The organism is Collinsella aerofaciens, from assembly GCF_039758815.1.
GTDB lineage: Bacteria > Actinomycetota > Coriobacteriia > Coriobacteriales > Coriobacteriaceae > Collinsella > Collinsella aerofaciens_BP.
The window spans coordinates 327,418-347,643 of the sequence record NZ_JBDMSK010000001.1; the positions used below are offsets into that span (position 1 = coordinate 327,418).

The window sequence follows — 20,226 nt, forward strand, 5'->3', positions numbered from 1 at the left end:
ATAACAGCGCTCTAACTCGCTCTTACAAAACGATGCCGTCCATGGAGTTGGCGACGTTCTCGACCAGCCCCGCGCGCACGGCTTCGGCCGCCGCGAGCGTACCGTTTTTAACAGCCTCGACCGAGGTGGCGCCATGGCCGATTAGGACCACGCCACGCAGGCCCAAAAGAATCGCACCGCCCTTGGCATCACCAGAGAGCTTGGCCTTAATCTCGCGCATCTGCTTTTTGATGAGCAGCGCGGCGATCTTGGTGCCGAGCGAGGCCATAAAGGCACCCTTGAGTTCCTGCAGCAAAAACTTGGCAGCGCCCTCGGTGGCCTTGAGCGCAATATTGCCCGACATGCCATCGGCAACGACGACATCGAAATTGCCCGAGGTGAGGTCGGTGCCTTCGCAGTTGCCCACAAAGCCGGGAACGGCGGCTTTCATGGCCGGGAAGCAGGCCTTGGTAAAGTTGGAACCCTTCTCGTCCTCGGTGCCATTGGCAAGCAGGCCCACGCGGGGATGCTCGATGCCCAGGACGACGCGGGCATAGGCGCTACCCATCTGGGCAAAACGCACCATGTCATCGACCTCGACATCGGGGTTGGCGCCCATATCGCACAGCACCGTCAGACCGCCGGCGCGATTGGGCAGCGCATTGGTCAGACAGGGACGCACCGGCTGCTTCTTGCCTTCGGCCATATATCTAAACGGCGTCACATAGGCGGTGGCGGCAGCGGTCATGGCACCGGTCGAGCCGGCGGAGAAGAACGCGTCCGCGTTGCCCTTTTTGATGGCGCGGCAGGCAAGCACGATCGACGATTTACGCTTGGTCATCACGGCGCGAATGGGATCGTCATCCATGGCGATAACGTCGGGTGCCTCAAGAGCCTCAACACGTGCATGGGAAGCAGCAAAGGGATTGACGATTTCAGCGGGGCCAGCTGCCAAGACCTCGATATCGGGATCGGCGGCAAGCGCAGCCTCGATACCATCGAGAACAACCTGAGGTTTCTCGTCTCCGCCCACAACGTCTACACAAACGCGAACGTTACTCATATACATGCTCCTTATACAAAAATGGCCGACTCATTGAGCCGGCCATTGTGGTTCCATTTGGAACGGCATCGCATCCAGAGTATACCGTTACTCGGTAACGATAACCTCGCGGTCCTTGTAGAAACCGCAGCTGGGGCACACGTGGTGCGGAAGCTTGACAGCGCCGCAACGGGGGCACGTGGACTGAGCCGCAGCCGAGATCTTCATGTTGGCGGAACGACGGGTGTGAGTGCGGATACGACCCTGCTTTTGTTTAGGTACGGGCATAGTGACCTTCCTTATGAACTATCCAGTGTGGCGATTACGCGCAAGTAGCGATACTACCACAGTTTTACTCATCAAGCTTGAGATTCTTCAATGCTGCAAATGGATTTTCCGTGGCAGCGGCCCATTCTGCCTCTGCCTGTGCGGCGCATTCGCATTGCTCGACGTTGAGATTGCAACCGCAAGTGGGACACAGACCGCGGCAATCGGGCTTGCAGAGCACCACAAACGGCGTGTCCATGACGACCGCGTCGTTGATGGGCTCACCCAGATCGACGATGCGGTCCTCACCCAGGAGCTCGTAGCCGTCCTCGAAGGCCTCGGGATCCTCGGGCTCCTCGAAGAGGTAGAACTCCTCGATCTCGCCGGCGATATCAAACGAAGCGGGCTCCAGGCAACGGTCGCACTCGCCGGTGGCGTGCGCGCGGACCATGCCCGTGAGCAAGACACCGGTACCGGCATTGGTAAAGACAACGTCGTAGTCGATGCCGTCCTGTAGCTGGTACTCCTTCTCGCCCACCGTGTAGGTGGCGACATCGACCTTGCCGGTCAGCGGATACGAATCTCCGGGAAACTCAAGCTGCTCGGAAAGATCGACGGTAACGCTCGGGAACTCAGCCATTACCACTGACCATTCTGTTGGGCGGCACCCTCGTTGAGCTGCTGACGGCAACGGGTAACGGTGCCAGTCAGGCTCTTGAGGTTCTCCTCCAGATGCGTAAAGACCTGCTCTGCATAGTCCTCGGCAGCATAACGCGTCTCGCGCTCGTACTGCTGGGCACGATCGCGGATGTCGTCGGCCTGCTGCTGCGCAAGGCGGACAATCTCCTGCTCACCGGCAATGGTGAGGGCCTGCTGCTGAGCGTCGGCGATGATGGAATCGGCCTGGGCGGCGGCGGAAGCCATAAGCTCCTCGCGCTCCTTAAGGATACGGCGGGACTTCTGCCACTCCTCGGGATAGCTCATGCGGATCTCGTCGAGGATGTTGAAGAACACGTCGGCGTCGATGACCTTGAACTGAGCGTTCTTGCCGAAAGGCGGCTTGGCTTCCTCGATCAGCCCTTCGAGCTCATCGACCAAGCTGACGATCCTATCGCCAGGAAAAATCTCGCCCGGCATCCGATCTCCTTTCATAGGTAACATATCATCGTGCTAGTTTACCACATGCCACCAGGCAATAAAAAACGTCACGAAAAGCGATGTCTGAGCGCTTCGACCACGTTGGGCGGGACAAACGTCGATACATCGCTGCCGAGTGAGGCGATCTGGCGAACGACCGAGCTCGAGATATAGCCGTACTGCGGCGCACTCATGACAAAGATGGACTCCAGCTCGTTATCCAAGCGATAGTTGAGATCTGCCTGCTGCAGCTCGTACTCAAAGTCGGTCATGGCGCGCAGGCCCTTGACCACGGCCCCCGCCCCCTGCTCGCGAGCGAAGTCGACCAAGAGGCCGGTAAAGGGCAGGACGTCGACGCCGTCGATATCACCGAGCGCCTCGCGGGCCAGCGCCACGCGCTCATCGAGCATAAACGTGGTACCCACACCGTTTTTACCCTGCGACTCGGCAACAGCGACGATCACGCTGGGAAAGATGCGGCGGGCGCGGCGGATCACATCGATATGGCCAAACGTGATGGGATCGAAGGTGCCCGGGACGATCACGCGATTAATAGTGTCACTCATGGGCGTCCTCCGGGGATACTGCCTCGTCATTTTCGTTAGCATCAGTGCCGCCGTCCTTGCTATCGCCGACCCAACGGAGCAGGTCGACCGAGGTAATGCCGTAGCGCTTCTCACGTACAGTCTCAAAGTCTGCCGGATGCGCGCCCGCATCGGCGGCGGCATGCTCAAACAGGGCGTAAGCGCCAGACGCAAGCAGACCCTGCTGGGCCAGATTCTGCAGCAGTTCCTCGACCGGCTCGGCACCAAAAGCATAGGGCGGGTCGAGCAGGACCAGATCAAAGGGGCCGCCCGGTACACGACCGCGTGAGGCACTCGTCAGCATGTCGCCCGTGACCACGCGCCAACGCGCACGGTCACGGCAGAGCGACTCGATATTCTTGGTAATGAGCCGCGCGGCGTTGCGATCGATCTCAAACGTCGTGAGCGAGCGGGCCCCACGAGAGAGCATCTCTAACCCTAAGGCACCGGAGCCGCCAAAGGCGTCCAGCACACGAACCTCGTCCAAATCGAAATCGAATGCCGACATGACCATAGATGCGCACGCCTCGCGCACGCGATCAGTCGTGGGGCGGGTGACACCGCGACCACGGGGCTCCTCGATTTTACGACCGCGCCATTCGCCGCCGATGATTCTCATCCTCCGCTGACCTCCTTAAAGATATGTCGATAACGCATGGCGACCGCATCGCGCAAGGGACGCGTCGCCACAGAGTCAAGGTTGCAAGCATACCGCAAGAGTTCGACCGCGTCCAAATGGGCCCACTCGATCAGCTCCTCGTCGGCATCCAGGTCGACAAAGCGCAGGGTCACACCGCCGTGCTGGCGGTACCCCAGGATTTCGCCCTCGTGGCGCAGGCGCAGGTCCATCTGGGCGAGTGTAAAGCCGTCCGAGGTCTTTTCGAGCGACTGGAGGCGGTCTTGTGCCGCCGACGCGCCGCCGTTGCCCTTGGAGTGCGTCATGACCAGGCAGGTGCCCGACACGCTGCCGCGGCCCACACGGCCGCGCAACTGGTGCAGGGCCGCCAAGCCAAAGCGCTCACCGTTCTCGATGACCATGACGGTGGCGTTGGGCACGTCGACGCCCACCTCGACCACCGTGGTCGAAACGAGCACGTCGATCTCACCGCGCTTGAAGGCATCGATCACGCGGTCCTTCTCCCCCGCCGGCATGCGGCCATGAAGGCGCTCGATAGTAAGCCCCGGCAACGCCAGGCGCAGCCGGTCGAGCTCGGTTGCCGTATCGTGCAGCGGCACGGGGACGGTCACGCGGCCCTCATCGTCGCGGGCGATACCGGGGACATCCTCAAGCTCATCGGCCGAGTCGCTCGGCTCCACAAGCGGGCAGATCACGTAAGCCTGCTGGCCCTTTTCATGCGCCTCGCGAATGGCGCCGTAGGCCAGGTCGCGGCTCGACTCGGTGAGCACACGCGTCGTAACGCCCGCCCCCGGAACAGGCCGATGGCGGATGATGCTCGTGTCAAGGTCGCCGTAGACCGAGAGCGCCAACGTGCGCGGAATCGGCGTCGCCGTCATAACGAGCAGGTCGGCACCCGGGCCCTTGGCACGCAGGGCATTGCGCTGGCCCACACCAAAGCGGTGCTGCTCGTCGATGACGACAAGCGACAGATGCTTAAACGTCACGTCATCCGAAAGGACCGCGTGGGTTCCAAAGAGGACATCGAGCTCGCCCGATTTCAGCTGCGCATGGATCTGCTCGCGCTCGGCTGCCGGCGTGGCACCCGTCAGGAGCGCCCAGGACATGCCGGCCTGCGAGAGCAAGGGGCCGGTCTTATCGGCATATTGGCGCGCCAGCACACCCGTTGGCGCCATAACGCAGGACTGGGTGCCGCTATCGGCCGCAACGGCCAGCGCGCAGGCGGCGACGGCGGTCTTGCCGGTTCCGACGTCGCCCAGCAGCAGGCGGTTCATCACGCGCCCGCCATCGCACATGTCGTGCAGGATGTCTTGGAACGCGGCCTCTTGCTCGTCGCTCAGCGAAAACGGGAGGGCCTGCTTAAGCGCGGCCAGATGCTCGCCCGCGGTGTGGGCGTAGGGAACGACCTCGACCATGCCACCGTCGTTGCGCAGACGCAGCGCCAGCTGAAGGTAGAGGCACTCCTCGTAGGCAAGCCGTGCGCGCGCGATATCGCGCTCGGCCATGCTCGATGGAAAGTGAATTGAGCGCAGCGCACGAGCATTGCTCATCAGCTGGCGCTTGACGCGTAAGCGTGCGGGAATCGGGTCGAAGGGATTGCCGACAACCTCGAGCGCGCCGCTTACGATGCGGCGCATCCACGCCTGGCTCACGCCATCACTCACATAATGGACCGGCAGGATAGTGCCCGCGGCACGCCCTTCCTCAAGCTTTTCAAAGTGCGGCGAGGCCATCTGCTTAAAACCGTAGGCAAACTCGACCTTACCCATCACGGCCAAGCGGTCGCCCTGCTTAAGCTGCTGGGCAATCCAGGGCTGGCGGAAAAAGGCGACCTGCAGCACGCCCGTCTCGTCAACGAGTGAGACCTCGGTCACCTGCATGCGCGGACGCGGCTGCTTTTGGACGATACGGTCGACCGTGGCGATGATGGTGCACACGGTACCGATGGGAGCCATCTCGATGGACCAGGAGCGCGTAAAGTCGAGATATCGGTGAGGGATATGGAGAAGGAGGTCCCCCACCGTCCGAATTCCCAGACGGCGAAGGGCCTCCTCACGTTTACCCGAAACATATTTGAGTCGCGCGATATCCTCGTCGAGCGCATTGCTCTGGGCAAAGCGCTCCGAGGCGCGCGGCACGGAGCACAGCTCGGACATGGGTAGATGCCTACTCGATCGAGAAGATCACGGGATAGAGCGGCTGCTCGCCACGATGAGCATCGATCTCCAGGTCGGGCTGAGCCTCCTCGATGGCGTCGACGATCTCCTGGAAGGCCTCATCGGACAGCTCCTCGCCGGCCAGAATCGTCAGCGCGTCGCCCTCCTCTTCCTCCTGCATGCGGTTGATGCAGTCGAGCGTGACCTGCTTCACGTCGGAACCGACCACGTCGATGGAGCCGGCGATGATACCCATGACGTCACCGGAGTGAATCGGAGAACCGTCAGAGGCACTGGAGTCGCGCACGGCGCGGGTGACCTCGCCATCGCGGACCTCGCTGATGGCGTCGACCATGGCGGCGACGGCATCCTCGAGCTCGGAATCGGGCAGGACCGCGAACAGCGCGGAGAAGGCCTGCGGGACGGTCTTGGTGGGAACGACGGCGACCTTCTTGTCGGTGCAGGCTGAAGCAGCAGCCTCAGCGGCCATGCGGATGTTGCCGTTGTTGGGCAGGATGATGACCGAGGTCGCGTTGACCTGGTCCACCGCGCCCAGCAGGTCGGCGGTCGAGGGATTCATAGTCTGGCCACCGGACACGATCACGTCGACGCCGAGGGACTTGAGGATGTCGGCCTCGCCGGAACCGGCGGCAACGGCGACAAAGCCCAGCGCCTTGGCGGGCTCGGCGGCCTTTTCCTGATCCTCGTGGATCTTGGCGGTACGGTCGTGGGCCTCCATCTCCATGTTGTGGATAAAGACCTCATAGATCTGACCGAGCTGCAGCATGTGCTCGAGCACCAGGTTGGGGGTGTTGGAGTGCACATGGATCTTGTAGTCGGGATAGGCGCCCACGAGAAGCTCGCAGTCGCCCATGGAACCCAGGAACTTAAGGCACTCGTCCTCGTCAAACGGGGCGTCGGCCTTAAACAGGAACTCGTTGCAGTAGCGGAACTCCGAGCCCTCCCAATCGTCGTTGGCCTCGATCTCAACGCGACCAAGGGCCGCGTCGCGGGCAGAGACAGCGGAATCAAACGTGGCGGAGAAATCCTCGACAACGGTGCTGCGGCCAAGTGCTGCAGCCACAAAGTTCTCAAGGAAGATGGCGAAGCCAAAGGCGCCGGAGTCGACCACGCCGTTCTCCTTCAGAACGGGCAGCAGGTCGGGCGTGCGGGCGACGGACTGGTACGCCTCGACGACGATAGCATCGAGCGCATCCTCGGCCGAGAACTTCTTCTTCTCGCACTCATCGGCCTTGGTCGAGACATCGCGCAGGACCGTGAGGATCGTGCCCTCGATAGGCTTGCGGACAGCCTGGAAGGCAACCTTGACGGCACGACGGAAGGCGAAGGCAATGTTGGCGGACGTAATAGGCTCGTCGGCAGAGACAAGACCCTCGGCCACGCCGCGCAGAATCTGCGAGGTGATGACGCCGGAGTTACCGCGGGCACCCATCAGGGAGCCGTGGGTGATGGCGCCGGCGATGGCCTCCATATCGGCATCGGCAGGAAGGGCGGAGAGCTCCTTGGTCACCGAGGCAAGCGTGAGCGACATATTGGTGCCGGTATCGCCATCGGGTACGGGGAAGACGTTGAGCTTATTGATCTCCTCGGCCTTGTCGGAAACGGCAGCCGCAGCGATCGGAAAACAGGTGCGAATGGTCTTTGCAATCATGGGTATTTGAATCTCCGTTTTCGGATGCTAGTTCAGACGGCTCTTGAGCGCGTCGATATGGATGCCGATCTTAAGGCTGGCGGGATCGATCTGGGCGATCTCCTGCAGAGTGAAGGCAACGGAGCTCGAAAGATTGTGGCAGACGGACTTCATGTTGACGCCGTTCTCGAGCACGACGTGAAGATCGACCGTAAGGCCGTTCTCGTCGGCGGAGACAAGCACGCCCTTGCGGAGGCGCTGACCGGCAAGCAGGCGCACGCTCTCGGCGCCCTGGAGCTGCTCAGCCATACCGACAACGCCATAGCACGTCATCGCGGCATAACCGGCAATATCGGCAATAACGTCGTTCGAGACGCTCAGGCTGCCGTTAATGGTCTCAGACACAAGAATCTCCTTTTCTTGGTGCTCGCGGCACCATGTCGTGGGAGCAATCATTGCAATATTCTACAACGACCGCGCCATGTTGAGGTGGCGGGCCTCGGGATTACATCCTCGACACGAAATGTTGATACGGTAACGTTCGCGAACGGCGATCGCGGCATGAAAAAACCCGCCGCATAGCGACGGGTTTTACAACCTGGCTCCCCGGGTAGGACTCGAACCTACAACAGCGCGGTTAACAGCCGCGTGCTCTACCATTGAGCTACCGAGGAATTTAAAGCCCAACGGAAAGGGCTGGAAAATTCTGGCTCCCCGGGTAGGACTCGAACCTACAACAGCGCGGTTAACAGCCGCGTGCTCTACCATTGAGCTACCGAGGAATAGGTGCGTGCTCTCAAGCAACGAAGTTTATTATACGGACGAATCAGCTCAGGGCAAGAACTTTTTTAAGAAATTTTCCGACCTAGTCATTGGGGACGTTCTTAAACGACCAGTCATTCAAGAACGTCCCCAACGACTACATGAAAGCGCCCCCAAGCGGATGTGCTTGAGGGCGCCCCCAAGCGGATGTGCTTGAGGGCGCCTCTTGCTTGACTAGCTTTCGATATAGTCCTTGAGCTTGCTGCTGCGGCTCGGGTGGCGGAGCTTGGCCAGGGTCTTGGACTCGATCTGGCGGATGCGCTCGCGCGTGACGCCAAACTCGCGGCCGACTTCCTCGAGCGTACGGGGATGTCCGTCGACAAGGCCAAAGCGCAGCTCGATAACCTTGCGCTCACGATCGGCAAGCGAATCGAGCACCTGGGTGAGCTGCTCCTGCAGCATGGAGAAGCTGGCGGCATCGGGCGGAACGATGGCCTGGGAGTCCTCGATAAAGTCGCCCAGTTGGGAATCCTCTTCCTCGCCAATGGGGGTCTCGAGCGACACGGGCTCCTGCGAGATCTTCTGGATCTCGCGGACGCGGTCGGCGCTCATGTCCATCTCGGCACCGATCTCCTCGGGGGTCGGGTCGCGGCCCAGGTCCTGAAGGAGCTGACGCTGCACGCGGACGAGCTTGTTGATGGTCTCGACCATGTGCACGGGAATACGGATGGTACGGGCCTGGTCGGCGATAGCGCGCGTAATGGCCTGACGGATCCACCACGTGGCGTACGTGGAGAACTTAAAGCCCTTCTGGTAGTCGAACTTCTCGACGGCGCGGATCAGACCGAGGTTGCCCTCCTGGATCAGGTCCAGGAACAGCATGCCACGACCGACATAGCGCTTGGCGATGGAGACGACCAGACGCAGGTTTGCGCTGATGAGCGCCTGCTTGGCTTCGAGGCCCACGTTCTCAATGCGCGTAAGACGACGCATCTCGGCACGCGTGAGTTCGAGCTCACCAGCATCGGCAGCCTCGAGCTTCTCGGTGGCCTCAAGACCGGCCTCGATCTTCATGGCCAGATCGACCTCTTCGGAGGCGGTCAGCAGGTCGACCTTGCCGATCTCCTTGAGGTACATACGGACCGGGTCGCCGGTCAGCATCACCGTGGAGGCATCGATGCCGCGCACGCGCGAACGCGAACGGGACGTGCGCACGGTGCGCTTCTTCTTGCTCTTGGAAGAACCCATCTCGGCGTCGGCCTGGCGGGCCATCTTGAGCTCGTGATCGTCGAGCGAGCCGGAATCGTGCTCGTCGTCGTCATCGAAATCGTCGGTATCGGTATCGTTATCGTCATCGTCGACGTCCATGGGGGCGTCGTCGTTACCGCTCGCGGAGATAATCTGGATGCCGCTGTTGCGCAGCGCGGAATACACCGCGGTGAGCTGCTCGTCAGAAACATCGATATCCTTCAGGGCGACCTGAATCTCGTCCTCGGTTACCGAAGTCCTGTTTGAGCCGTTGCCCATGAGCTTTGCAACGTAGGATTCCAGCCCAGTACCCGTGCTCTCAGTCTTTTTTGGCACAGATTCTCCCTTCATAGTCCACAGGACTCAATACTTTAGCACACACATTGACGTCTATACCCAAAAAGAGGGCTGGATATAGGCGAGAATACGCTGGTTGACCACAACATCTAGGCTTGTTCGGTGCCTGCGGCCTCCAGGCCGATCAAACGAAACGGATCCGCCACGCCGCCGATCGACTTTTGCAGTTCGCGCTGACGCTGCGAGTCCTGCGCGGCCTGCACGGTCAGCGCACGACGGGCCTCATCATCGAGCGAACGGTCCTGGCGCAGCTTGGCCTGTGCGGCACGCATGCGACGCTTGATGGTGTAGAGCTCGAGCGTATCGAGCATAAACACGATGTTCGTCTCGGTGGGGTGCTTGCTCGTCGACGAGATGCGCCCGGCACTCACAAGCGTTGCCGCCTCGGGACACACCGAGCGCGCCGCATCCATGCAGGCTGCCGGATCGGTTCCCGGCGGCGTTGCCAGCACGGCCCATGCGATGGACTCGTGGCGCGGATCCACCCACTCGATGGAGCAGATGCGGTCGGCATACGTGCGGAACAGGTCGGGGTAGCTCGTAAGCATGGTCAGCAGCTCGCGCTCCCCTGCCAAGGACTTGCGCTCTAGATCGGTAAGAACCATAGGGGCCGAGGCGTCTGTCGGGGCACCGGCGGGCGCAGCGCCCATACCATCAGGCACATCGATCGGCGGCAGGTCGTCGACGACCTCTACAGGCGCGGCACCGTAGGCATCGAGCGGGACGTAGTCGTACGGCTCTTCTTCGACCGGCGCGGACACCGGCGGCGTCGCGCCCGATGCCCAAGCACCGCGACCGGCATCGCGAGAACCCGACGCCCGACTGCCCGTCCCGCCGGACCGTTCGGCCTGCGCCCTCTGGCGCTCATAGTTTTGCTCGCGACGGCGCTCCGCATCTTCGCGCTTGGCGACATCGCGAAACACGCGGCCCGAGCTCGCGCGCACGGTCTCCAGATCCAAACCCAGCAGATCGGCAATCTGGATAAAGTACGTATCGATCATATAGCTGTCACGAAGCGGATAGATGAGCGTCAGCGCGTCCTCCAGCGCCTTGGCGCGACCGCCCGGCGTGGTGATGTCGCTCGACTCCTGCAGCGAACGGTAGACAAAGTCCATAAGCGGCTCGGCAGCGTCGATGCGCGTCTGCAGTGCCTCACCACCATGTGCGGTGATGAACTCCATGGGATCGTTGCCGTCGGGGAGCACCACGCAGCGCAGGTCCATGGAATCCTGCTCGATAAACTGAATCGCGCGGCGGGCGGCCTTTTGACCGGCGGCATCGCCGTCGAACATATACACGATGCGCTTGGCAAAACGAGTGAGCGTCTTGACGTGATGCTCCGTGAGCGCGGTGCCCAGCGTGGCGACAACGTTTTTAATCCCCGCTTCCCAACAGGCGATGCAGTCGGTATAGCCCTCCACCACGATGGCGGTATCCTGCGCGACGATAAACTCCTTGGCCCAATTAAAGCCGTAGAGGTTTCGCTTTTTATGAAACACGCTCGTCTCGGCGGTGTTGAGATACTTAGGCTGGCCGTCGCCCATAATGCGACCGCCAAAGGCAATGTTGTGACCCTGCTCGTCAAAGATGGGGAACATCACGCGGTCGTAAAAGCGGTCGGCAAGCTGCCCGCGCCCGCGACTCACGGCAACGTTGGCGTCGATCATCTCCTGCGGGGTAAAACCCGCCTGGGACAGGTGCGACACCAGCGCGTTACGGCCCGGTGCAAAGCCCAGGCAGTAGCGGCGGCAGACGTCGCCGCCCATGCCGCGGCTGGCAAAGTACTCGCGCGGACGGCCGTCCTTACCGCGCATGAGCATGGTGTGGTAGAACTGGGCGGTCTCGGCGCACAGATCGTAGATGCGGGCACGCTTGGTGCCGCGCTCGCGGCGATCTCCGGTGTCATGCAGCTCAATACCCGCGCGATCGGCCAAGTAACGGATTGACTCGGGAAAGCTCAGGTTCTCGCGCTTCATGATATACGTGAAAACGTCGCCACCCTCGCCGCAACCAAAGCAATGCCACACCTGCGTGGCGGGGATAATGTGGAAGGACGGCGTCTTTTCGCCATGGAAGGGGCAGCATCCCCAAAACTCATGGCCGCGAGGCTTGAGCTCGACCGTTTCCTGCACGATGGCAACCAGGTCAGACGCAGCGCGTACCTGGTCTTTTTCCTCATCGCTAATCACGGATGCTCACCCCCTGATTGCCCAAGTTGTGACGAATGTCCTCGATATTACCCTCGACGGTCGCGATCAACTCATCCAGCGAATCGAACACGCGCGAGGGACGCAGCCAACGCGTAAACGCCAGCGAAACAGAAGAGCCGTACAGGTCGCCCGTATAACCAATTAAATTAGCCTCGAGATGCGCCGAAGCGACATCGTCGGCATACGTCGGCGGCAGTCCGACGTTCACGGCAGCGGGCCACGCGGTGTCATCGACCAGCACCAGACCCTCATACACGCCATCGGCAGGCACCTGAATACCGTCGGGAACCTGCAGGTTTGCCGTGGGAAAGCCCATGCCAGAGCCCTCGTGACGGCCGCGAATAACACCGCCACGCACCATATACGGACGGCCGAGTAACTCATCAGCAAGCTCCACATGGCCCTGTCCCAGCTCATGACGAATGCGGGTGGCGCAAATGGCCTCACCGCCCTCGCAAAGCAGGTCGTGACCATACACGTCAACGCCGTGCTCGGAACCCCAGGAGCGCATCTCGGCAACACCAGAAGCACCGCCACGACCCAGCCTAAAGTCACTGCCAACGCGAATCGATCGAATGTCGACCAGACGCGACACCAGCGAGAGAAAATCAACATGGTCAAGCGCCGCAACCTCAGGCGTAAAGGGAACGGCCACCACCGCATCGACCCCGGTTTGAGCCAAGGCATGCAGACGGTCGGCCGTCGTCATCAATTTTTGAGCGGGCGAAGGGCTCACCACAACGTCCGGGTCGGGATCGAAGGTAACCACGACCGCCTTACAGCCATGGGCACGGGCATCACGGACAAGCGCTTCGATGAGTTCCTGGTGTCCACGGTGAACGCCGTCGAACACGCCAATGGCGATTGAAGCGGCACCCAAGTGCTCACACTCATCAAACGTATCGACAGCAACGATGCGAGCCTCGTCCGACTCGCCCGCGAAAAAGACACGCGCGAGCTCGCGAGCGGACAACATCATCGAACACCGCCGATTGCCTGCGGAAACACGTGCTCCATGACAAAGCGGCCGCCCTCAATGCGGGCGAGCGCCTTGAGTCCCCCATCGAGCACCAACGCAAACGGCGCCTTCGAGGAATCGAAATCGGCAAGCGCACGCTCAACGGGAATGCGTCGGCCGCAGAGCAGGTCGTCGGCAAGATTACCCGGCAAGTCAACACGCGTGGCGCCCAGGGCTGCAATGGGATCCAGGGCAAAGCTAGCCGCGGACTCGGGAGAAAGCTCCTCCACCGCATGACAGGCGCCAATGGAAACAACACCGGATGCGGTGCGACGAAGCGCGGAAATATGCGCGGCGCTATCACAAGCACGGCCCAGGTCGCGAGCGAGCGCACGAATGTAGGTGCCCTTGCTCACCGAGAACGCCGCGGTCCACACACATGTATCGCCTTCGCCACCCACGGCGATCAGGTCAGCGGCATAGACCTCGACGGGGCGCGGAGGTAGGTCCACCGCATTACCCGCGCGAGCAGACTTGTAGGCGCGAACGCCATTGACCGAGATAGCCGAAAACGCCGGCGGCACCTGCATCTGCGGACCCAGCATGGCGGCCAAGCGCTCACGGGCATAGGCAGGATCGCGGAGCTCGTTGGCAACAGCCACCGTGCGGACGGCCTCGCCCTCCGCGTCATCGGTATTAGTCTCGGCGCCAAACGAGATGTCGGCGACGTAGCTTTTGGTATCGAGCGTGAGCATACCCAGCAGACGGGTGGCCTGGCCCACGCCCACCACCATGACGCCGGACGCCATGGGGTCGAGCGTACCGGCATGGCCGACGCGCCGCTCATGGAGGGCGCGTCGGCATTGCGAGACCACATCGTGGGACGTGCAGCCCACCGGCTTATCGACGGCGAGTAGCATATTCAGTTGAGAAGGCGTACGACGAGCCATGTACCATCCAAAAAGTTAAAGCTCGACGGTCACCGAAGCGGGATCCTCCCCCACCAGCTCGGCCAGCATGGGAAGTGCCACGGCGAGCGTCTCGCGAATTGTTCCGTTGTTGGAAAAGCCGGCGGCGGCATGATGCCCGCCACCGCCAAAGTTGGCAGCAATCTCGGACACATCGAGGTCGCCCTTGGAGCGCAGGTTGCCACGCACCTTGGTATCGCCCTCAATGCCCTTTAAGAACATGCAGACCTCGACGCCCATCACCGAACGCACCACATCGACCAGGCCGTCGCACTCGTCCGAGGTGACGCCGCAGGCTTCAAGGTCGCTCTGGTAGGCATAGCTATACGCCACGCGCCCATGCGCGACCGTCTTAATGCGACCCATGACAATGGACTTGAGGTGCAAAAACTCAACGCGCATGCTCTGGTAGACCTCGAGCGCAACGCGCGCCGGATCGGCACCGTGCGCCACCAGGCGCGAGGCCGCATGGAACGCGGCGGCATCGGCGTTTTGGTACTGAAAACGGCCGGTATCGGTAACCAAGCCACACAGCAGGCAGGTCGCAACGCCATCACGTGCGACAATGCCACAATTGTCCAAGAAGCGGTCGATGATCATAGCGCAGGCTGCAGCTTCGACGCGCCTCAGGCTGAGTTCGGCAAACTCTTCGCGCGCCGGATGATGGTCGAAACACACCACATGCGCCGAGCGGCGAAGCACCTCGGCGGAGTTATTCAGGCGCTCGACGACCGGCACGTCCACCGAGATGAACAGGTCCGGATTGCCGGTGTACGCAGATGCCGGAACCAGGCGATCGGAGCCTTCCATAAAGCGGTAGATGCGCGGAACCGGGTCATCGTCTGCCAGCAGCAGCGCAATGTCCTTGTTGGGAAAAAACTTCATGAGCGAAAGGCCCAGACCCAACACGGAGCCCAAGGCATCGCCATCGGGAGAAGTATGTCCCGAAATCGCAATGGAGGACGCACCCTCGATGAGCTCGAGAATGCGTCGCTGAATATCTGCAGACTCGCACGAGGCGAGGTCGGCGGAATTAGTCATCTAAAGCTGCCTCCTGGGCGGCATCCGCTATCGGATAGCCGTCCTCGTCCTTTTCGATCGCAAGCGTGGCGGGAACGTTTTCCAGCGCACGCGTGATGCGCTCGGCCTCATCGGTCGAGCGATCGATGCGAAAATCGAGCTCGGGCGTGACACGCCAATCGAGCGAGCGAGCCAACAGGCTGCGAATACGGCCCTTAGCGCTTACGAGCGCCTCCATGACCTCGTCGTAGCGGCTCGCATCGCACGACACGTACACGCGCGCGAACGAACGGTCCACCGCGACCTCGACCGCGGTCAGGGTGACCAGGTCGAGACGCGGATCGGAAACCTCAAAGAGCAGGATATAACCGAGCTTCTCGCGAAGCTGCTCGCCCAGACGGCGGGTTGCCTGCGTTTGCTTCATAGCGCTACCCCCTACTCGGTACGGGCAACCTGGTCGATGCGGTAGCCCTCAATGGTGTCGCCAGGCTTGATGTCCTGGAAGTTCTCCAGGCCAATACCGCCCTCGGAGCCGCTCTTGAGGCTCTTAGCCTCGTCCTTGTAGTGGCGCATCGAGGCGATCTTGCCGTTGAAAACCACGATGCCGTCGCGCACCAGGCGCACAGAATCGGTCGCGGCGATCTCGCCCTCTTCGACGCGGACACCGGCGGCGATACCAACCTTGGGCACCTTGAAGGTGTCCAGAACGGTCGCAGTACCCGTGGAGACCTCGACCTCGGTGGGCTTGAGCATACCGATGCGGGCAGCGTCGAGGTCCTCGAGGCACTTGTAGATGACGTCGTAGCAACGAATCTCGACGCCCTCGCGCTCGGCGGCGGAGTGGGCCTTGCCGTCGGGACGGACGCCAAAGCCGATGATGATGGCGTTGGAAGCGTCGGCCAGGACGACGTCGGTCTCGTTGATGGCGCCGACCGCGGAATGGATCGTGTTGATGCGCACCTCGGACTGGTCCATCTTGTCGAGGGAGTCCTGAAGGGCCTCGATGGAACCCTGGACGTCGGCCTTGATGATCAGGTTGAGCTCCTTGACCTCGGCGTCGGCGATGGTCTCGAAGAGGTTCTCGAGCGTCACGTGCTTCACGCGGCTCTGCTCCTCGATACGGGCCTTGAGCGAACGCTCGTCGGCCAGCGCACGCGCCTCGCGCTCGTCCTCGAACACGCGGAACTCATCGCCGGCGTTGGGGACGGACTGCAGGCCCAAGATCTCGACGGCATCGGAAGGACCGGCCTCGGTGACGGCGTTGCCCTTGGGGTCGAGCATGGCACGGACGCGGCCATAGGTGAGGCCGGCGACCAGCGTGTCGCCCACGCGCAGGGTGCCGCGGGTCACGAGCACGGTGGCAACCGAGCCGCGGCCCTTGTCGAGCTTAGCCTCGAGGACGTTGCCCGATGCGAACGTATCGGGGTTGGCCTTGAGCTCGAGCACATCGGCCTGGAGCAGGACGGTCTCGAGCAGGTCGTCGATACCGATCTTCTGCTTGGCCGAGATGTTGACGAACATGTTCTGTCCGCCCCACTCCTCGGGGATGATGCCGTACTCGGTGAGCTCCTGGCGCACGCGATCGGGGTTGGCACCCGGCTTATCGATCTTGTTGACGGCGACGACGATGGGAACGCCGGCGGCCTTGGCGTGGTTGATCGACTCGATGGTCTGGGGCATGACGCCGTCGTCGGCGGCCACGATCAGGATGACGATGTCGGTAACCTTGGCGCCGCGGGCACGCATGGCCGTAAAGGTCGCGTGACCGGGGGTATCGATGAAGGTGATCTTGCGGTCGTTGATCATGACCTGCGAAGCGCCGATGGCCTGCGTAATGCCGCCCGCCTCGCCGGCTGCGACGCCGGTGTGGCGAATGGCGTCGAGGAGGCTCGTCTTGCCGTGGTCGACGTGGCCCATGACGGTGACGACCGGGGCACGCGGCTTAAGGTCGGCGGGATCGTCGTAGAACGAGAAGGTGTTCTCCTCCTCGGGGGTGATGATCTTGATCTGGCGGCCCAGGTCGTCGGCAACGAGCTCGACGAGGTCGTCGGACATGGACTGAGTCATGGTAAGCGGCGTGCCCAGCAGGAACAGGCGCTTGATGATGTCGTTGGCCGGAACGTCGAGCGCCTCGGCGAGCTCCTGGACGGTAACGCCCTGGGAGACCTTGATGGCGTCGAGCTCCTCGGGGTTCACTCCCTGGGCCAGCGCCTCCTCAATCTTGCGCTCTTCCTGAGCCTTTGCGGCCTCGCGCTCGCGCTTCTCCTTGCGCTTTTTGCGGCGACCAGTGGACTCGCGAGAGGCCTCCTCGACGGCGGCACGAGCCTCCTCGAGCACCTTCTCGCGGCTGTACTCCTCGGCCTCGCGAGCCATGCGGCTGTAGTGGTCCTCTTCGTTGTTGTGACCGCCCTTGCGCTTCTTGCCCTTGCCCTGCTTGTCGGGGTTGGGGAAGTCCATGCCGGCAGCGACGTTGTTGCTGGCATTAGTGCGATGGCTGTGGGGACGGTTCTCGGAGGCATTGCGCTCGGAGTTGTTGTCGGAGGCGTTACGATCGTTACGACGGCCACCGCGACGGTCGTTGTTGCCGCCACGACGGTTGCCGCGCTCGGCAGCGCGCTCGGCCTTGGCCTTCTCCTCGGCGTCCTTCTTCTCCTTGAGCACGGTCTCCTGTGCGGCGATCTGGTCGAGCAGAGAGCGGAAACGCGAACCGGAGTCGGAAGCGGGAACGGCGCGGCGCTGGGCCTCGCGGGCAGCCTCCTCCTTCTCGCGGGCAAGGCGCTCCTGCTCGGCCTTCTTCTTAGCCTCGGCCTCGGCGCGGGTGGCCTCCTCGGCAGCCTGGGCGGCGGCGAACTGGCGGCGCTCCTCCTCGCGTGCCTTCTCGGCGGCGATGCGCTCGCGCTCTGCCTCGGCAGCGCGTGCTGCCTCCTCGGCGGCAGCGGCCTGCTCCTCGGCCAGCTTGGCGGCCTCGACTTCCTGGGCGCGGGCCTCGATCACCGAGGCGAGCTGCTTGCGGACCATGGCAACATAGGCGTCCTCCAGAGCGGAGGAAGCGGACTTAGCGGGAATCTTCATTTCGGCGAGATGACCCATCAGTTCCTTGGAGGTCATGCCGAACTCTTTGGCCAGGGTGGACACACGGACTTTTGCCATATGACTTCACCTACCCTTTCTGGCACCTTGGGTGCCTAGAGACTGAACGAGCGTGGGGTATGCGCCGGGACCCGCCCGGCGCGACCGCGCGCTAGATCAGGTCCTCCGCATCATCGAAGGCGTCGGTGTCGTGGACACCGCAGAAACGGGAGCCGGGACGGGCCTGGTTGCGGCACTGGATGCCGTCCTCGGACACGTACTCGCAGCGACGGACGTCGTCGTCCTCCTCGTCACCGATCAGGTCGGCGGCGGGCTCCTCGTGAACGGGAACGTTCTTGAGGATGTCGGCGGCAAGGGTCTCGGACTTAATGTCGATGTGCCAGCCGGTCAGGCGCGCGGCGAGGCGGGCGTTCTGACCCTCCTTGCCGATGGCGAGGGACAGCTGGTCGTCGGGCACGATAACGCCGGCGTAGGCCTTCTCCTCGTCGATAAGGACGCGGGTGACCTTGGCGGGCGACAGGGCGTTTGCGACGTAGACGGCCGGATCGGCATCCCACAGGATGACGTCGACGCGCTCGCCACGGAGCTCGCCCACGACGGCGCGAACACGGCTGCCCTTGGGGCCGACGCAGGCGCCCACGGGATCCAGACGGTCGTCGAGCGAGTGGACGGCGACCTTGGAGCGCTGGCCGGGCTCGCGGGCGATCGACTTGATCTGGACGGTGCCCTCATAGATCTCGGGCACCTCCTGCTCAAACAGACGACGCATGAGCTCGGGGTGGGTACGGGAGATGACAATCGGTGGACGGCTGTGCTCGCCACGAACCGGCTGCAGGTTGGAGTTGGGGTCGCGAACGTCGATGATCACGGCCTTGATGTGCTGGTTGTGCAGGTAGCGCTCGCCCATCGGACGCTCGTTGCGCTCGTTCTCGTAACGGCGCTGGTCGAAGTGCGGCAGCTCGGCCTCGACGCCCTCGCGGATCTTGACGATCGTGAAGTCGGGCGTGGACTGCAGAACGGTACCGCTGATGAGGTCACCGATGCGTCCGGAAAACTCCTCGTAGATCTGCTCTCGGGCGGAGTTGCGCACGATGGCGTTGATCTCGGCCTTGGCGTGCTGGGCAGCGATGCGGCTCGTGTTCTTGGGGGTGACGTCAATCTCCTCGAACTCAGTGAAGTTGCCCTCCTCGTCCATGGAATCGTCGATCGGCTCCAGGCGGTAGACGTAGATCTTGCCGGTGGTGCGGTCGATGGTCACCTTGGCGCCCCACTCAAGATGCAGGATCTCGGCATAGCTCTTGGCGAGCGACTGCTCCAGGCGGTCGATCAGGTAGAGCTGGTCGATGTGCTTCTCCTGGCAAAGCTCCATCAGGGCGGACATCATGTCGGATGCTGCCATCTTACTTTCCTTCCTTCGCGGGCTTGAAGTCGTAGGTGGGCTTCAACTTGCACTTTTTAACATCAGAGAAATCGAGGGTAACGGACTCGCCGTCCTCGAGCTCGAGGGTCACGTCGGCCTCGGTGGCGGCGGCAATCTTGCCGGCGTACTTGCGACGGCCCTCGGTGGCGGTGGAGGTGAGCTCACAGTTCTCGCCCACAAAGCGGGCAAAGTCGCACGGGCGGCGCAGCGGGCGCGCCATACCCGGGCTCGACACCTCGAGCGTATAGCTCGAAGAGATGGGGTCGAGCTCCTCAATCACATCGCCGACCCACTTGGTGTTGGCCGTGACGTCGTTGAGCGACAGGCTCTGACCCTCGGCACCCTCGATACGCACGCGCACGCAGGGGGCCTTGGTGGCACCCACGAGCTCGACGTCGACGATGTCGACATCGTGCTGGGGAGCGACGGCCTCGAGCGCGTCGATGATCGCCTGCTCGGTCTTGGTCTTGACCATTGCGGCACCTCCATTCATACAAAAAAGAAGCGGGGCCGAAACCCCACTTCTTTCAATTACAACTTCATTTGCAAGCAAACTATACCAATAGCTGCGGAAACGTGCAAGCACAACGCAAACCTGCAGATGAGTGCAAGCACAGGTTCTCCACAAGAAACGGATAATTGGGCGACAACCCCCATATGGCGCCCATTACAGTCTGAAATAGGCCATCGATAAATTTCGATGGCGAGCATTCGGCGCATTGCCTACGATACGGGCAAGC

At 62.2% G+C, this 20,226-nt stretch carries 18 protein-coding genes and 2 tRNA genes; all 20 read right to left on the reverse strand.

Translation table 11 applies throughout. The annotated features are described in order from the left end of the window. Positions 1–22 precede the first annotated feature (22 nt). The gene (plsX, locus tag ABHT90_RS01460; protein ID WP_117803293.1) at positions 23–1,042 is read right to left on the reverse strand and encodes a phosphate acyltransferase PlsX; all 1,020 of its coding nucleotides are present in this window, start codon (positions 1,040–1,042) and stop codon (positions 23–25) included. Positions 1,043–1,129: 87 nt separating this feature from the next. Further along, positions 1,130–1,309, reverse strand: a complete 180-nt coding sequence (rpmF, locus tag ABHT90_RS01465) for a 50S ribosomal protein L32 (RefSeq protein WP_022094017.1) — start codon at positions 1,307–1,309, stop codon at positions 1,130–1,132. A 64-nt stretch (positions 1,310–1,373) separates the two neighbouring features. After that, a complete protein-coding gene (locus ABHT90_RS01470) occupies positions 1,374–1,928 on the reverse strand; it encodes a YceD family protein (RefSeq protein WP_346981369.1) in 555 nt (184 codons plus the stop codon). Continuing rightward, positions 1,928–2,425, reverse strand: coding sequence for an ATP synthase subunit B family protein (locus tag ABHT90_RS01475; RefSeq protein WP_346981370.1), 498 nt, complete (start codon positions 2,423–2,425; stop codon positions 1,928–1,930). Before ABHT90_RS01475 ends, ABHT90_RS01470 begins: the two co-directional genes overlap by 1 nt. A gap of 68 nt (positions 2,426–2,493) precedes the next feature. Beyond that, the gene (gene coaD / locus ABHT90_RS01480; RefSeq protein ID WP_117842503.1) at positions 2,494–2,991 is read right to left on the reverse strand and encodes a pantetheine-phosphate adenylyltransferase; all 498 of its coding nucleotides are present in this window, start codon (positions 2,989–2,991) and stop codon (positions 2,494–2,496) included. Beyond that, positions 2,984–3,628 carry a 16S rRNA (guanine(966)-N(2))-methyltransferase RsmD gene (gene rsmD, locus ABHT90_RS01485; protein ID WP_346981371.1) on the reverse strand — a complete coding sequence of 215 codons (645 nt, stop codon included), beginning with the start codon at positions 3,626–3,628 and terminating at the stop codon, positions 2,984–2,986. Before rsmD ends, coaD begins: the two co-directional genes overlap by 8 nt. Continuing rightward, on the reverse strand, positions 3,625–5,802 hold the full coding sequence (gene recG, locus ABHT90_RS01490) for an ATP-dependent DNA helicase RecG (protein ID WP_346981372.1): 2,178 nt from the start codon (positions 5,800–5,802) through the stop codon (positions 3,625–3,627). The genes rsmD and recG overlap by 4 nt, the downstream gene beginning before the upstream one ends. A gap of 10 nt (positions 5,803–5,812) precedes the next feature. Beyond that, positions 5,813–7,474, reverse strand: coding sequence for a DAK2 domain-containing protein (locus tag ABHT90_RS01495; protein WP_161161449.1), 1,662 nt, complete (start codon positions 7,472–7,474; stop codon positions 5,813–5,815). A 27-nt stretch (positions 7,475–7,501) separates the two neighbouring features. After that, the gene (locus tag ABHT90_RS01500; protein WP_022093773.1) at positions 7,502–7,858 is read right to left on the reverse strand and encodes an Asp23/Gls24 family envelope stress response protein; all 357 of its coding nucleotides are present in this window, start codon (positions 7,856–7,858) and stop codon (positions 7,502–7,504) included. A 194-nt stretch (positions 7,859–8,052) separates the two neighbouring features. Next, a tRNA-Asn gene (locus ABHT90_RS01505) sits at positions 8,053–8,127 on the reverse strand. 33 nt (positions 8,128–8,160) lie between these two features. Beyond that, positions 8,161–8,235 (reverse strand) — tRNA-Asn (locus tag ABHT90_RS01510). A gap of 214 nt (positions 8,236–8,449) precedes the next feature. Further along, positions 8,450–9,799: an RNA polymerase sigma factor RpoD gene (gene rpoD, locus ABHT90_RS01515; RefSeq protein WP_055286388.1), complete on the reverse strand. Its 1,350-nt coding sequence runs from the start codon at positions 9,797–9,799 to the stop codon at positions 8,450–8,452. A 110-nt stretch (positions 9,800–9,909) separates the two neighbouring features. After that, positions 9,910–12,009 (reverse strand): DNA primase, encoded by a 2,100-nt coding sequence (gene dnaG / locus ABHT90_RS01520; protein WP_346981373.1) that lies wholly within the window; start codon positions 12,007–12,009, stop codon positions 9,910–9,912. Beyond that, positions 12,002–13,009, reverse strand: a complete 1,008-nt coding sequence (gene ribF, locus ABHT90_RS01525; protein ID WP_346981374.1) for a riboflavin biosynthesis protein RibF — start codon at positions 13,007–13,009, stop codon at positions 12,002–12,004. Before ribF ends, dnaG begins: the two co-directional genes overlap by 8 nt. Then, on the reverse strand, positions 13,006–13,938 hold the full coding sequence (truB, locus tag ABHT90_RS01530) for a tRNA pseudouridine(55) synthase TruB (protein WP_346981375.1): 933 nt from the start codon (positions 13,936–13,938) through the stop codon (positions 13,006–13,008). Before truB ends, ribF begins: the two co-directional genes overlap by 4 nt. Positions 13,939–13,953: 15 nt before the next feature. Then, positions 13,954–14,997, reverse strand: coding sequence for a DHH family phosphoesterase (locus ABHT90_RS01535; protein WP_346981376.1), 1,044 nt, complete (start codon positions 14,995–14,997; stop codon positions 13,954–13,956). Beyond that, positions 14,990–15,400: a 30S ribosome-binding factor RbfA gene (gene rbfA, locus ABHT90_RS01540; protein WP_346981377.1), complete on the reverse strand. Its 411-nt coding sequence runs from the start codon at positions 15,398–15,400 to the stop codon at positions 14,990–14,992. Before rbfA ends, ABHT90_RS01535 begins: the two co-directional genes overlap by 8 nt. Before the next feature lie 11 nt (positions 15,401–15,411). After that, complete coding sequence (gene infB / locus ABHT90_RS01545) at positions 15,412–18,126, reverse strand: translation initiation factor IF-2 (protein ID WP_346981378.1); 2,715 nt, start codon at positions 18,124–18,126, stop codon at positions 15,412–15,414. 91 nt (positions 18,127–18,217) lie between these two features. Beyond that, a complete protein-coding gene (gene nusA / locus ABHT90_RS01550; protein ID WP_195503196.1) occupies positions 18,218–19,465 on the reverse strand; it encodes a transcription termination factor NusA in 1,248 nt (415 codons plus the stop codon). A 1-nt stretch (position 19,466) separates the two neighbouring features. Next, positions 19,467–19,961 carry a ribosome maturation factor RimP gene (locus ABHT90_RS01555; protein WP_316370068.1) on the reverse strand — a complete coding sequence of 165 codons (495 nt, stop codon included), beginning with the start codon at positions 19,959–19,961 and terminating at the stop codon, positions 19,467–19,469. Between the last annotated feature and the right edge of the window lie 265 nt (positions 19,962–20,226).

Excerpts from the sequence above, each read along its gene's own strand:
- rbfA (WP_346981377.1), bottom strand. The coding sequence starts at position 15,400 with ATGAAGCAAACGCAGGCAACCCGCCGTCTGGGCGAGCAGCTTCGCGAG.
- ABHT90_RS01555 (WP_316370068.1), bottom strand. The coding sequence starts at position 19,961 with ATGGTCAAGACCAAGACCGAGCAGGCGATCATCGACGCGCTCGAGGCC.
- ABHT90_RS01475 (WP_346981370.1), bottom strand. The coding sequence starts at position 2,425 with ATGCCGGGCGAGATTTTTCCTGGCGATAGGATCGTCAGCTTGGTCGAT.
- ribF (WP_346981374.1), bottom strand. The coding sequence starts at position 13,009 with ATGATGTTGTCCGCTCGCGAGCTCGCGCGTGTCTTTTTCGCGGGCGAG.
- rsmD (WP_346981371.1), bottom strand. The coding sequence starts at position 3,628 with ATGAGAATCATCGGCGGCGAATGGCGCGGTCGTAAAATCGAGGAGCCC.
- ABHT90_RS01535 (WP_346981376.1), bottom strand. The coding sequence starts at position 14,997 with ATGACTAATTCCGCCGACCTCGCCTCGTGCGAGTCTGCAGATATTCAG.
- plsX (WP_117803293.1), bottom strand. The coding sequence starts at position 1,042 with ATGAGTAACGTTCGCGTTTGTGTAGACGTTGTGGGCGGAGACGAGAAA.
- infB (WP_346981378.1), bottom strand. The coding sequence starts at position 18,126 with ATGGCAAAAGTCCGTGTGTCCACCCTGGCCAAAGAGTTCGGCATGACC.
- coaD (WP_117842503.1), bottom strand. The coding sequence starts at position 2,991 with ATGAGTGACACTATTAATCGCGTGATCGTCCCGGGCACCTTCGATCCC.
- truB (WP_346981375.1), bottom strand. The coding sequence starts at position 13,938 with ATGGCTCGTCGTACGCCTTCTCAACTGAATATGCTACTCGCCGTCGAT.
- nusA (WP_195503196.1), bottom strand. The coding sequence starts at position 19,465 with ATGGCAGCATCCGACATGATGTCCGCCCTGATGGAGCTTTGCCAGGAG.
- recG (WP_346981372.1), bottom strand. The coding sequence starts at position 5,802 with ATGTCCGAGCTGTGCTCCGTGCCGCGCGCCTCGGAGCGCTTTGCCCAG.
- ABHT90_RS01470 (WP_346981369.1), bottom strand. The coding sequence starts at position 1,928 with ATGGCTGAGTTCCCGAGCGTTACCGTCGATCTTTCCGAGCAGCTTGAG.
- ABHT90_RS01495 (WP_161161449.1), bottom strand. The coding sequence starts at position 7,474 with ATGATTGCAAAGACCATTCGCACCTGTTTTCCGATCGCTGCGGCTGCC.
- rpmF (WP_022094017.1), bottom strand. The coding sequence starts at position 1,309 with ATGCCCGTACCTAAACAAAAGCAGGGTCGTATCCGCACTCACACCCGT.